Raw genomic sequence first — 12,446 nt, forward strand, 5'->3', positions numbered from 1 at the left:
GTGTCGGAGGTGATCTAGACGAGGATCGCCAGCGATGTGTACTGAGCAACCTGCGGATCGGTGGTCAATAGTCTCATCGGTTCGCTGATGGCGGTTGCAACGATAAGTCGATCAAAAGGGTCTTTGTGATGATGCTCCAGATCCTTTACCGCGATGGCATGCTCGGAGGTGATGGCTAATTCGACGACACCGCTCTCCAGACAGTACCCACGAATTTCGTCCAGATCGACATGGAGCTTTCCCAGGCTTACCTTGATTGCCATCTCCCAGAATGTCGCCGCGCTGATGTAAACGTCGGCTGCATTTTCGATGAGCTTTCGTGCTTTGCTGGACAGTTTGGGATCGCCACTGAGTGCCCAAAGGAGGATGTGAGTGTCCAACAGTACCCTCATGACGCCTTGCCCTGAAACGAATCCAGCAGATCGTCCGGTAGGGGAGCGTCAAAGTCGTCCGGGATGACGAGTTTCCCCTTCATTGCACCAACCCTCTTGCCGTTGGGCTTGGTCATCGGGACGAGTTGGGCCATTGCGCGGCCATGCTTGGCGATGGTGATGATGTTGCCAGCGGCGGCCTCATCAACCAGTTTTGACAGATTATTCTTTGCTTCGCCCAGCGGTACGGTAACCATAGAGTTCTCTCCATGTTTTGGCCAAATATAGTCAAAACCAGCTGAGCTATCAAAGACGGGTAGACAGCTGTCAGACCGGCCAGATCGTATTTTTTTGTAGTACAGGACATTCATGGCAATTCTCCGAAGAAGGACGTTGCTGGAGTCTGCCTCTTGAAGACGGGTGTCATAAATAGTGGCCCGTAAAATCGGACCCGGACTACTTTTCCTACTAGGAAATTTCCTCACGCATAACGCCCGCGTCGCCTGAACGCTCACCGATCCCAATACGGCACTGTCCCAAAACACGCCGCAAAGTAATCGATCACCGTACGCACCTTCAGCGACAACCGTCGGCTGCCCGGCCATAGCGCGGCGATCTGTTGCGGTTCGAGGGTGGTGGCCACTTCGTAGTCGCTCAGCACCGCCTGCAAGGTGCCGGCGCGCAGGCTTTCGCCGATCAGCCATGATGGAAATACCACGAATCCCAGGCCCTGTTCTGCGGCGTGGGTGAGGGTGTCGGCGTGGTTGCCGGTGATCGGGCCTTTGACGCTGTAGGGCGTCCATTCGCCCTGGGCGCGGCGGAAGAACCAGCGTTGCTGGCCGGTGACGCCTTTGTAGGCCAGGCAGTGGTGGTTGAGCAGTTCATCGGGGTGGCTGGGCGTGCCATGCTGCGCCAGATAAGCGGGGCTGGCAGCGAGACGGAAGCGCTGGGGCGCGAAGATGCGTGCCTGCATGCCGGAGTCGTTGAGTACGCCGATGCGAAACAGCAGGTCGGTGCCATCCTGCAATGGATCGACGAAGGTGTCGGTTTGCTGGATGTCCAGTTGCAGCTTGGGGTAACGCCGGCACAGCTCGCCGAGCCACGGCGACAGGTGACGCTGGCCGAACACCATCGGGGCATTGATGCGCACCAGGCCGCTGGGCTCGCTTTCCTGTTCCTGCAGGGCCTGGCCGGCGGCTTCCAGTTGCTCCAGCATCACTCGCGTATGCCGCCCGAGCAGGCGTCCGGCTTCGGTCGGGCTCACCGCGCGGGTGTGCCGATAGAGCAGTTGCTGGCCGAGGGCCTGCTCCATCAACTGGACCTGCCGGGAAATGGAGGAGGGCGCAAGGCCTTCGCGGCGGGCCACTTCGGAAAAACTGCCATGGTCCAGCACGGCGACGAACAGGCGCAGCGCCTTGAAACTCAGTTCATTCAAACCCTGCATCAGGTCTCCTGGTTGTGCGTATTGCGCAAAGGTGTTGTCCGCATGCTCCCATTTATCGCACAGGGCAGCCACTGGATAATGCGCGCCATCCATTTTTTTGTTGAAGCGCAGGTGATGCATGCAGGCAAGTTCTGTCGAGGGCGTGGCGCAGGCCAGGCCAAAACGAAACATTTTGAAGTTGCTGCTGTTGCCGTTGGTGATTCTGGCGGGCATGGGGCTGTCGATGGAAGCGGGTTTGCTCGGCCCGCTGGGTGAGCAGGTCGGGCATCTGTGGGCGACCTTGAGTATTTTCGGGGTGGGTTCGGCGCTGCTGTTTCTGCTGCTGTTTTTCAGCGGTGCGCGAAAGGGCCCGGCACTGAGCGAGCTGCCGCGCTGGCAGTTGATCGGCGGTTTCCTGGGGCCGATCTATGTGGTGGTGCTTACCCTGGCCACGCCCCACATCGGGATTGCCATGACCATGATCGCGATCCTCTCGGGTCAGGTGGGCAAGAGCGTGTTGATCGACCATTTCGGCTGGTTCGGCACGGCCCGCAAGCGGGTCAATAGTGAGCGCTGGATTGCCCTGGCGTTGATTGTGGTGGCACTTGTTTTGATTGCGCGGGGTTGAGGCGATGAATCTGATTCTATTACTGGTGGTCGTGGTTGCCGCAGGTGCGGTATTGAGCGTGCAGGCGGCGATCAACGGGCGCCTGGGGCAGACGGTCGGCGTGCTGCGCAGCAGCCTGGTGACCTTCGGCATCGGCGCACTGGTGACGGCGCTGCTGATTTTCTTCTTCGAACCGGCGCACGCCGTGAGCCTGTTGGACGTGCCGAAATGGCAACTCACCGGCGCGCTGTTCGGCGTGGTGTACATGATCGTGATGGTCGGCGCGGTGCCGGTGGTCGGCACGGCCGTCGCCACGGTGGCGGTGATCACCGGGCAATTGGCGATGGGCATGCTGATCGACAATTTCGGCTGGCTGGGGAATCCGGCCATTGAATTGTCGGGCAGCCGCATCGTGGCGATGGTCTGCCTGGCGCTGGCGCTGGTGTTCATGTACCGCAGTAATACGCGCAGCGAGTGATGGTTTGAACCATCCGCGGCGGGCCACAGTCACTGCTTAAGGTGGCGGTGTTCGCCGCGCCATGACGACCATGAAGAAGGAGTCTGACCATGCCAGATCAAACCTGTGCCTGCCCACACTGCAAGTGCGTGTTGGGTGTTGATGCGGTAATGAAAGACGATAAGGGCTATTGCTGTGAGGGCTGTGCTCAGCATCATGCGCATGGTGAGCCGTGTGCTGCGCAGGCCAATTGTGAGTGTGCCAAGTCGGCCCATGGCTGAACGCTTGCGGGCTTTGGGAGGCGACGGTTTTAGAGTTGACCGACGTTTTCCTGACTGGCGATATTAAAAAATGTGGGAGGGGGCTTGCTCCCGATAGCGGTGGGTCAGTCAGCTTACGTATAGCTGACCCACCGCCATCGGGAGCAAGCCCCCCGCCCATCTGTGTGATTGCATCCGGCTTGGCTATTGGGTCTCCAGCTCCAGACGCAGGCTGTGGTCGGACAGGCGCTTGCGGTCCTTGACCACGGCGCTGGTGCGCTTGCCTTCCAGTGCGAACACCACCGTCTGCGCATGGTGCAGGTCGTCGGGCAGGGGTTGAAGCACCTTGAGCACCAGGCCGTCGGGTTCGTGCCGCACGCTCACCTGGCATTCCGCGTGTTTGGCCAGTGGCCCGAACAAGGTGTCCTGGGTGTAGTCGATCTGCGCTTTGCCGTTGACCTGTGCTGTTGAGTCCATGATTTTTCTCCTTGATCCAGCCTGGGCGCACGTCCCGAGTGGCGCTATTGCCAGGCCTGTGATGTAAACAAGTGATCGCCATGGAGGTTAAAAATTCACTAATCCTATTAGATAGCGCTTTTGTGGCGAGCGGGCTTGCCCCGCGTTGGGGTGCGCAGCAGCCCCAAAACCAGGCTCTGAGCAGTGTCAGGCACACCGTATGCGCCTTAATTGGGGGCGCTTCGCACCCCAACGCGGGGCAAGCCCGCTCGCCACAGAAGCCCGTTCGCCACAGGGGCATTCGGCGGGTCTGGAAAGGTGTGTAGGTTACTCGACCTCGGGCACGCCTTTTTCCCAGGCCGACCAGTTGCTGAGGATCGCCTGCACCAGCGGGTTACCGGTGCGATAGAGGTTCTCCAGCGCCGGCACGAAGCCGCCCTGGTCGGCGTATTTGAGCAGGTTGTCCACCTCGCTGTAGCCCGGATAAGGGCGGTCGAAGTCGGACCCCGCGCGCACCACGGCCAGGCGCTGGATGTCCACCAGGCCTTCACGGCTGGCGCGCAGCAAGGCTTCGTAGGTGGAGTTGTCCTCCTGCTGGGTGGTGCAGTACTCGCCTTTGTTGTCGGTGAGCAGTTTGGTCCACACCTCGGCGCGCTCACTCAGGCGCGTGCCGGAAAACCAGGTATTGCCCGCCAGGGTGTCGCAACGGGTCACCTGCGGCGGCTGGTTGGCGGGAGCGGCGGGGTAGTGCTGGCGCCAGGCCGCCGATTCCTTGCTTTCGGAAAGCGTGACCTTGTGCGACAGCGCAAAGGCCTTGGCCTGCAACTTGGGGTTCAGCTCGAACACTTCGGTCTTGTAGTCCAGCGGCGGTTTTTCGTTGGGGCCTTTTGTGTTGATGCCGATATAACCCGTTGGCCAGTCCTTGGGCGCATCCCGCGAGTCCAGCTCCCACTGGGTGCCGAACTCCACCAGATAATGGGCCCAGGCCGCCGTGCCGAGGGTGCCGTGTTTGGGGCTGATGCCGGCGATCCCGGCGATCAGGAAGTAACTCTGGCGCAGGTCGAACTTGGGCGACAGCGCCAGTGCCAGCGTCGACGCTGCGGCGTTGGTCTGGCCCATGCCGGTCACCAACAGGCACACGTCCTGGGTGTTGCAGCGAATCACCGGGTATTCGGCGGACAGGCCGGGCACACGGACTTCCTGCTTGAGCGCCAGGCGGTCTATCCAGGTTTGCGCCTCGGGGGCGAACATGGTGATCAGCATCACCTTGGGTTTGATCGGTGCGGTCTGCGCCAGCACCACAGAGGGCAGCAGCGCGAGGCTCATGGCAATCGACAGACGGGTAAACGCTTTCATCCAAAACTCCTTGATCAGAATTGATAGCCCACGCCGGCGTAGTAACCCCAGCCGTCCGAGCGTGCGCGAAAGTTGCCTTCGCCGAAATTCAACTCGCTGCCATCTTCCCAGTTGCCGCCGTTGTGAAAGTAACGGCCGACCAGGGTGAAGCGCAGGTGCGTGAACGAGTACAGCAACACGTTGGTCGCCACCAGTGAGTTGGCGGTGCGCGCCGGGTTGTCCTTGTGCAGGTCCGAGCCGAAGTCGTAATTGGTAAAACTGATGTAGGTCAGCGAGGCGCCGTTGTCGAACTTGCCGATGGGCACGATGTACTTCATCTGTGCACGGTAGCCGTCCCACGAGTATTCATTGCTGGCGCCGTAGTTTTCCCACTGGTACCGGCCGTAGAAGTTGGCCGAGAGGTTGACCCGCGAGTGCGTGTCGATATCGGTGCCCAGGCCGCTGTAAAGGGTGTTGGCGCGGTTTTCCTTGTGGCTACCGTGGTCGTAGATCCAGTCGAACGCCACGTACCATTCCTTGAACGGGCCGATGGCCAGGCTGCGGCCGGTCAGGTAGTCGATGGAGATACGCGGTTCGTGCTCCATGAACACCGGCGAACCGTGGTCCCACACGCCTTTGTCGTTGCTGTTGCCGATGGTGAGGATCTTCGGCACATCGACATAGCCGTACAGCTCGAACGGGCCCTTGCGGCCGAAGTACTCGTATTCCAGATACACATCATCCTGCGGCCGGGGGCCGAAGCTGATGTCCTTGCTGCCGATCAAGGTCAGGTCCTGGTTGAACCATTCAGAAAGATAAACGCCCTTTTTCGTCGCAGGGCTGGCTTCAGGGCTCAGGGTTTCGCCCTGTGCCGAGTCATCGGTGGGCTTTTCCTGCGCCAAAATGGGGGCACTGAGTACTCCCGTAACGGCGGCCAGGACCATGGAAACACCAAAGCAGGCCCGGGGCCTTGAGTTCAGGTGCATTGAAAATCCCTATTCGTACGCGGTGGGGACCCGATTATTCAGGCCGACATGAACCCGCCTGGCAGGTTCGTAGCGCAAACGTTTGCACGGGCCGTACCAACTTTGCCCAATGGACTGAATGGCATGGAAAAAAGCGAAATTAGTCGACCTGTTGATCAGAAATGACTGGGTGTCATTTTTCGCCGGGATTAAACAGATGTACCGCACTGCCACGCCGGTATTCGCTCGGCGTCTGCTGCATCTCGATACGGAAGTGCCGATTGAAGTTGGACAGGTTGGCGTAGCCCACTTCAAAACAGATATCGGCCACCGACCGATCGCTTTGCAGCAGCAGGCGGCAGGCACGCTGCACGCGGAACTTGCGCATCAGGTCGATAAAACCGTGGCCGGTGTTGCGCTTGAAGAAGCGCGAAAACCCCGGCTCACTCATCTGCAGCTGTTGGGCAATGACCGACACGCGCAGGTCGCCGGTCAACTCACGCATCAGGTAATCGAACGCGGTGTTGATGCGTTCGGCGCTACGGGCGTCCAGGGTTGGCGCGTAGCAGGCGCTGGCCAGCGCTTTCACCTGCGGTGCCGGGGCGCTTTTCAGGGTGTCGAGCAACTGCAGGAACAGGATCAGGCGTTGCAGGCCGTGGGCATGGCCGATGTCTTCCATCAAGGCCGCCGCCTGCACGGCGGTGGCGCCGCTGAATTGCAGGCCGCGCCGGGCCCTGTCGAACAGGGGCTGCAAGTCGCCCAGTTCCGGCAGCGTGTTGCGCAGGGCCAGCAGGGCGGCGCCGTCGAATTGCAGCACCACGTCGCGGCCGCGCAGGCAGTCGCCGGGCGCCAGCTCGCCAATCCAGTCGTGGGGCAGGTCGGGGCCGATCAGGGCCACGTGCCCGGCACTGAAGGCGCCGATGTAGTCGCCCGCCACCAGCTTGCCGCTGCCTTGACGGATCAGGTGGATCTCGAACTCGGGATGGTGGTTCCAGCGTGCCAGCTCGAAGGGATAGTCGTGTTCGAACCAGCGGAAACAATGCTCCGGCTCGGGCAGGATCACTTCCAGCTCGGCGGGGCGATGTTCGAACAGGGTGGCGCGGTCAACGGGCATGCGGCTGCCTCTTGTGCGTTGGGTCACGCCAAAATACTCGCCCGGAGCCTGCCTGCGCTACCTCTGTTATCGCGTGCAACCGGTACTTTTTTGCGCCTGGCGCGCCGGTTAAAAAAGTACCGGTCGCGCATGCGCCAGGCGTTTGTGAGGGTCAGGCCAAGCTGCTGTAATCGTTGCTCGACAACAAAAACAGCAGGCGCACACCGCCATGGCTCTCGCAACTAATGTTGACGGACACTGACCCCATGAAACGACTCCAAGGCAAGAGCGCGCTGATCACCGGATCGGCGCGGGGCATCGGCCGGGCCTTTGCCCAGGCCTATATTGCCGAAGGCGCAACGGTTGCCATCGCCGATATCAACCTGCAGCAGGCCCGGGCCACGGCCGCCGAACTGGGCCCGCACGCCTACGCCGTGGCGATGGACGTGACCGAGCAGGCTTCCATCGATGCGGCCATCGACGCGGTGGTGGCCCACGCCGGCAAACTCGACATTCTGATCAACAACGCCGCGCTGTTTGACCTGGCGCCCATCGTCGATATCACCCGCGCCAGCTTCGACCGGTTGTTTTCGATCAACGTCGCCGGCACGCTGTTCACCTTGCAGGCCGCGGCCCGGCAGATGATCCGCCAGGGCCATGGCGGCAAGATCATCAATATGGCCAGCCAGGCCGGGCGGCGCGGCGAGCCGTTGGTGGCGGTGTACTGCGCCACCAAGGCCGCGGTGATCAGCCTCACTCAATCGGCCGGGCTCAACCTGATCAGGCAGGGCATCAACGTCAACGCCATCGCGCCGGGGGTGGTCGACGGCGAGCACTGGGACGGCGTCGACGCCCTGTTCGCCAGGCATGAAGGCCTGGCGCCGGGCGAGAAAAAACGCCGGGTCGCTGCCGAGGTGCCGTACGGCCGGATGGGCACGGCGGATGACCTGACCGGCATGGCGGTGTTCCTGGCGTCCACGGACGCCGATTACGTGGTGGCCCAGACCTATAACGTCGACGGCGGCAACTGGATGAATTGAGCGCTTTTTACAGCACATACATCCAATTCCAGCGCCGCCAATACCGGCAGAATTCCTCCATCGCTCAACGCTGCATGGGGGACTCAACACCATGGACGCAACATCCGGCACCGGCCCGTACGAAGTCGTCACCCTGGTCGTCAAACACCTGATCAAGCGCGGTCGCGAGGCCGACTACGAAGCCTGGCTGCGGCGCATCGTGCGCATCGCCGGCGAGCGCCCCGGCCACCTCGGCGTTGACGTGGTGCGCGGCACGCAGAACGGCCAGGCGCTGTTCACCTGCGTATTGCGCTATCGCTCCACCCACGACCTTGAAGTGTGGCTCGACTCCGCGCAGCGCAAGCTGTTGATCGACGAAGCCGCGCCGATGCTCGCCGATGGCGACCACACCGAAGTCGGCGGCGCCAACGAATTCTGGTTCACCCCCCTTGCCGACAGCGCGGCCAAGCCGCCGCGCTGGAAGCAGGCGGTGGTGAGCCTGTGCGTGATCCTGCCGCAGACCTTGATCCTGCCCTTTATCTGGGGGCCGATCCTGCGCCTGCACCCGTTCCTCTCAAATTACGTGGTCTCCACCTTTCTGGTCACCCTGACCATCGTGCTGTTGGTGGTGTACCTGTTGATGCCGGCGGCCACCCGGCTGTTCGCACCCTGGCTCGAAGCCTCCGTAAAGGAAACCCTATGAACGCCGACCTGATCCTGTTCAATGGCCAGTTCCACACTGTCGACCGTGAAAACCCGCGCGCCACCGCCGTCGCCATCCACCAGGGCCGCTTTGTCGCGGTGGGCACCGACGGCGAGGCCATGGCTCTGCGCGGCAGCGGCACCCAGGTCATCGACCTCAAGGGCCGCACGGTGATCCCGGGCCTCAACGACTCCCACCTGCACCTGATTCGCGGCGGGCTCAACTACAACCTCGAACTGCGCTGGGAAGGCGTGCCGTCCCTGGCCGATGCCCTGCGCATGCTCAAGGACCAGGCCGACCGCACGCCGACCCCGCAGTGGGTGCGCGTGGTCGGTGGCTGGAACGAATTCCAGTTCGCCGAAAAACGCATGCCGACCCTGGACGAGTTGAACCAGGCCGCGCCGGACACGCCGGTGTTCGTGCTGCACCTGTACGACCGCGCCTTGCTCAACCGCGCGGCCCTGCGCGTGGCCGGCTACAGCAAAGACACGCCGAACCCGCCGGGCGGCGAGATCGTGCGCGACAGCCACGGCAACCCCACCGGCATGCTGGTGGCGCGGCCCAACGCGATGATTTTGTATGCGACCCTGGCCAAAGGCCCGAAGCTGCCCCTGGAGTACCAGGTCAACTCCACCCGCCAGTTCATGCGCGAACTCAATCGCCTGGGCCTCACCAGTGCCATCGACGCCGGCGGCGGTTTCCAGAACTACCCCGACGACTACGCGGTGATCGAGCAACTGGCCAGGGACGAGCAACTGACGGTGCGCATCGCCTACAACCTGTTCACCCAGAAGCCCAAGGAAGAGCTCAGCGACTTCAAACACTGGACCGGCAGCGTCACGCTGCACCAGGGCGATGACTACCTGCGCCACAACGGCGCCGGCGAAATGCTGGTGTTCTCGGCGGCTGACTTCGAAGACTTCCTCGAGCCACGCCCCGACCTGCCGCTGACCATGGAGCAGGAGTTGGAGCCGGTGGTGCGTCATCTGGTCGAGCAGCGCTGGCCGTTCCGCCTGCACGCCACCTATGACGAATCCATCTCGCGCATGCTCGACGTGTTCGAGAAGGTCAACCGCGATATCCCGTTCAACGGCTTGCCGTGGTTCTTCGACCACGCCGAAACCATCACCCCGCACAACATCGAGCGCGTGCGCGCCCTCGGCGGTGGCATCGCGATTCAGGACCGCATGGCCTTTCAGGGCGAGTACTTCGTTGAACGCTACGGCGCCAAGGCCGCCGAAGCCACGCCGCCGATCCAGCGCATGCTCGCCGAAGGCGTGCCGGTGGGGGCGGGCACCGATGCCACGCGGGTGTCGAGCTACAACCCGTGGACCTCGCTGTACTGGATGGTCAGCGGCCGCACCGTGGGCGGCCTGGCGCTGCACGCCGAAGGCCTGCCGCGCCTCACCGCGCTTGAGCTGTTCACCCATGGCAGCGCCTGGTTTTCGTCGGAGCAGGGCAAGAAGGGCCAGATCAAGGTCGGCCAGTTGGCGGACATCGCTGCGTTGTCGGCGGACTTTTTCAGTGTCGACGAAGAAGCCATCAAGTGGATCGAGTCGGTGCTCACCGTGGTTGGCGGCAAGGTGGTGTACGGCGCCGGCGACTTCGAGGATTTCGCGCCACCACGCGTGCCGGTGCTGCCGGACTGGTCGCCGGTGGTCAAGGTACCCGGCCATTGGCGCCCCGGTGCACCGATGCAGGCTCAGGTTCACCAGTGCAGCGGCCCCTGTGGCGTGCATGCCCACCGCCATGAAACAGCGCGCCTTTCCAGCGTGCCGGTCAGCGACTTCCAGGGGTTCTGGGGTGCGTTTGGCTGCTCGTGCTTTGCCTTTTAAACCCCCCTGAAGGAGTTGACCCATGACCTACAAGCGCTTGAACAAAGATGATGCCGTGGTACTGCTGGTGGATCACCAGACTGGCCTGATCTCCCTGGTACAGGATTTTTCGCCCAACGAATTCAAGAACAACGTGCTGGCCCTGGCCGACGTCGCTAGGTTTTTCAACCTGCCGACCATCCTCACCACCAGCTTCGAAGGCGGTCCCAACGGCCCGCTGGTGCCGGAGCTCAAGGAACTGTTCCCGGACGCGCCGTACATCGCGCGTCCAGGCCAGATCAATGCGTGGGACAACGAGGATTTCGTCAAGGCCGTGAAAGCCACCGGGCGCAAGCAGATCATCATCGCGGGTGTGGTCACGGATGTGTGCGTAGCTTTCCCGACGCTGTGTGCCCTCGCTGAAGGCTTCGAAGTGTTTGTGGTCACCGACGCTTCCGGCACCTTCAACGAAACCGTGCAACAAGCGGCCTGGGCCCGCATGACCGCCGCCGGTGCACAGCTGGTGAACTGGTTCTCCGTGGCCTGCGAACTGCAGGTTGACTGGCGCAACGACATGGAAGGCCTGGCCAACCTGTTGTCGCCGCGCATCCCCAACTACCGCAACCTGATGAACAGCTACTCGGCGTTTACTGCCAAGTAATCCGTTTAGAACAGGCCGATGCTGCCTGTGGGAGGGGGCCAGCCCCTTCCCACAATGTGTTTTGTGGTGTGCCTGGTTAACCGCTATAAACCTGCCAACTGTCTACCGAGAAGTGACAATGAACCCCTTCGAAGACATGCGCCTGTTCTGTCAGGTGATGGAGTCCGGCAGCTTCACCGCCGCTGCCGAGCAACTGGGCCTGTCCAAGCAATTTGTCAGCCGTCGGCTGATCCAGCTCGAAGACCGCCTCGGCGTGCGTCTGCTCAACCGCTCCACGCGGCGCCTGGACGTGACGCCACTGGGCCAGCGCTATTACGAATCCGCCCTGCGCCTGCTCAGCGATGTCGAGCAAATGGAGCAGGGCATCGCCGGCCAGAACAGCGAACCGCGCGGCACCCTGCGCCTGAGTGCGCCGTTGTCGTTTGCCATGGCGCACCTGGGCTGCCTGTTGCCGTTGTTTTTACAGCGCTACCCGCACGTCGCGGTGGAGGTCGACTTGAGCGATCGCCCCGTCGACCTGATCGGCGAAGGCTACGACCTGGTGCTGCGTATCGGCACCCTGGAAGATTCCACCCTGATCGCCCGCCGCATCGCCAGCATCTCCCGCGTGTATTGCGCCAGCCCCGACTACCTGGCCCTGCGCGGCACGCCGCAAAAACCTGACGACCTCGCCGAACACGACTGCCTGCCCTACGGCCACGGTCGCCAGGTGCAATGGCGGTTCAAAGGCAAGGTGCAGGCGCTGAATGTCAGCGGGCGCATGCGTGTGAACAACGGCGACCTGCTGCGTGATACGGCCATCGCAGGTCTGGGCATCACCTATTTGCCGACGTTCATCGTCGGTGAAGCGTTGAAGGACGGCCGTCTGGTGACGGTGCTGGACGATTTCGCACCCGAGGCCCTGGCGTTGTCGGCGGTGTACCCGCAGCATCGGCAAAGCTCCAGGCCGGTGCAGACGCTGGTCGAGTTTTTGCGCGAGCGTTTGGCGGGTGGCTGCTGACAGGGGAGATGGACCCGTTATCCCTGTGGCAGCGGGCCTGTCGTGGCGAGCGGGCTTGTTGTGGCGAGCGGGCTTGCTGTGGCGAGCGGGCTTGCCCCGCGTTGGGGTGCGAAGCGCCCCCCATCAAGCAAAACGCGGTGTACCTGATACGGCTCAGCGTCTGGTTTTGGGGCTGCTGCGCAGCCCAACGCAGGACAAGCCTGCTCGCCACAGGGAATCTGCGCTTAACTGAACGGCATTAGGGCAAGCCTGCTCGCCACAGAGGCTCCCGTTCGATCTTCG

General features: G+C 62.3%; 15 protein-coding genes. 8 read left to right on the forward strand and 7 right to left on the reverse strand.

Annotated features, from left to right (window positions below; translation table 11 throughout):
- Nucleotides 1–14: 14 nt before the first annotated feature.
- From RHM60_RS01495 to RHM60_RS01505, 3 genes are all read right to left on the reverse strand, one after another.
- The gene (locus tag RHM60_RS01495; protein ID WP_057009402.1) at nucleotides 15–392 is read right to left on the reverse strand and encodes a type II toxin-antitoxin system VapC family toxin; all 378 of its coding nucleotides are present in this window, start codon (nucleotides 390–392) and stop codon (nucleotides 15–17) included.
- The gene (locus tag RHM60_RS01500) at nucleotides 389–742 is read right to left on the reverse strand and encodes a type II toxin-antitoxin system Phd/YefM family antitoxin (RefSeq protein ID WP_322213374.1); all 354 of its coding nucleotides are present in this window, start codon (nucleotides 740–742) and stop codon (nucleotides 389–391) included. The genes RHM60_RS01495 and RHM60_RS01500 overlap by 4 nt, the downstream gene beginning before the upstream one ends.
- Before the next feature lie 140 nt (nucleotides 743–882).
- A complete protein-coding gene (locus tag RHM60_RS01505; protein WP_322214565.1) occupies nucleotides 883–1,815 on the reverse strand; it encodes a LysR family transcriptional regulator in 933 nt (310 codons plus the stop codon).
- Nucleotides 1,816–1,933: 118 nt separating this feature from the next.
- Here RHM60_RS01505 and RHM60_RS01510 point away from each other — a divergent pair, with 118 nt between their 5' ends.
- The 3 genes from RHM60_RS01510 to RHM60_RS01520 all read left to right on the forward strand — a co-directional run bounded on the left by RHM60_RS01510 (nucleotide 1,934) and on the right by RHM60_RS01520 (nucleotide 3,139).
- Nucleotides 1,934–2,422 carry a DMT family transporter gene (locus tag RHM60_RS01510; protein WP_057009399.1) on the forward strand — a complete coding sequence of 163 codons (489 nt, stop codon included), beginning with the start codon at nucleotides 1,934–1,936 and terminating at the stop codon, nucleotides 2,420–2,422.
- A 4-nt stretch (nucleotides 2,423–2,426) separates the two neighbouring features.
- Nucleotides 2,427–2,879 carry a DMT family transporter gene (locus RHM60_RS01515; RefSeq protein WP_057009398.1) on the forward strand — a complete coding sequence of 151 codons (453 nt, stop codon included), beginning with the start codon at nucleotides 2,427–2,429 and terminating at the stop codon, nucleotides 2,877–2,879.
- Between the two features lie 89 nt (nucleotides 2,880–2,968).
- Nucleotides 2,969–3,139 (forward strand): metallothionein, encoded by a 171-nt coding sequence (locus RHM60_RS01520; RefSeq protein ID WP_231421823.1) that lies wholly within the window; start codon nucleotides 2,969–2,971, stop codon nucleotides 3,137–3,139.
- A gap of 183 nt (nucleotides 3,140–3,322) precedes the next feature.
- Here RHM60_RS01520 and RHM60_RS01525 read toward each other — a convergent pair whose 3' ends face one another.
- The 4 genes from RHM60_RS01525 to RHM60_RS01540 all read right to left on the reverse strand — a co-directional run bounded on the left by RHM60_RS01525 (nucleotide 3,323) and on the right by RHM60_RS01540 (nucleotide 6,988).
- Nucleotides 3,323–3,595 (reverse strand): hypothetical protein, encoded by a 273-nt coding sequence (locus RHM60_RS01525; protein ID WP_209981276.1) that lies wholly within the window; start codon nucleotides 3,593–3,595, stop codon nucleotides 3,323–3,325.
- Nucleotides 3,596–3,901: 306 nt separating this feature from the next.
- Nucleotides 3,902–4,930, reverse strand: coding sequence for a purine nucleoside permease (locus RHM60_RS01530; protein WP_322213375.1), 1,029 nt, complete (start codon nucleotides 4,928–4,930; stop codon nucleotides 3,902–3,904).
- Between the two features lie 14 nt (nucleotides 4,931–4,944).
- The gene (locus tag RHM60_RS01535; RefSeq protein ID WP_416195155.1) at nucleotides 4,945–5,895 is read right to left on the reverse strand and encodes a nucleoside-specific channel-forming protein Tsx; all 951 of its coding nucleotides are present in this window, start codon (nucleotides 5,893–5,895) and stop codon (nucleotides 4,945–4,947) included.
- 172 nt (nucleotides 5,896–6,067) lie between these two features.
- The gene (locus tag RHM60_RS01540; RefSeq protein ID WP_322213377.1) at nucleotides 6,068–6,988 is read right to left on the reverse strand and encodes an AraC family transcriptional regulator; all 921 of its coding nucleotides are present in this window, start codon (nucleotides 6,986–6,988) and stop codon (nucleotides 6,068–6,070) included.
- Between the two features lie 245 nt (nucleotides 6,989–7,233).
- Here RHM60_RS01540 and RHM60_RS01545 point away from each other — a divergent pair, with 245 nt between their 5' ends.
- The 5 genes from RHM60_RS01545 to RHM60_RS01565 all read left to right on the forward strand — a co-directional run bounded on the left by RHM60_RS01545 (nucleotide 7,234) and on the right by RHM60_RS01565 (nucleotide 12,164).
- Entirely contained in the window at nucleotides 7,234–8,007 is a 774-nt protein-coding gene (locus tag RHM60_RS01545; protein WP_209981285.1) for an L-iditol 2-dehydrogenase, read from the forward strand.
- A gap of 91 nt (nucleotides 8,008–8,098) precedes the next feature.
- Nucleotides 8,099–8,689, forward strand: a complete 591-nt coding sequence (locus RHM60_RS01550; RefSeq protein WP_322213378.1) for an antibiotic biosynthesis monooxygenase — start codon at nucleotides 8,099–8,101, stop codon at nucleotides 8,687–8,689.
- The gene (locus RHM60_RS01555) at nucleotides 8,686–10,524 is read left to right on the forward strand and encodes an amidohydrolase (protein WP_322213379.1); all 1,839 of its coding nucleotides are present in this window, start codon (nucleotides 8,686–8,688) and stop codon (nucleotides 10,522–10,524) included. Before RHM60_RS01550 ends, RHM60_RS01555 begins: the two co-directional genes overlap by 4 nt.
- 22 nt (nucleotides 10,525–10,546) lie before the next feature.
- A complete protein-coding gene (gene ycaC, locus RHM60_RS01560) occupies nucleotides 10,547–11,164 on the forward strand; it encodes an isochorismate family cysteine hydrolase YcaC (RefSeq protein WP_209981292.1) in 618 nt (205 codons plus the stop codon).
- Between the two features lie 118 nt (nucleotides 11,165–11,282).
- Nucleotides 11,283–12,164 carry a LysR family transcriptional regulator gene (locus RHM60_RS01565; protein WP_322213380.1) on the forward strand — a complete coding sequence of 294 codons (882 nt, stop codon included), beginning with the start codon at nucleotides 11,283–11,285 and terminating at the stop codon, nucleotides 12,162–12,164.
- Nucleotides 12,165–12,446 lie beyond the last annotated feature (282 nt).

The organism is Pseudomonas sp. MH9.3 (assembly GCF_034354675.1).
GTDB lineage: Bacteria > Pseudomonadota > Gammaproteobacteria > Pseudomonadales > Pseudomonadaceae > Aquipseudomonas.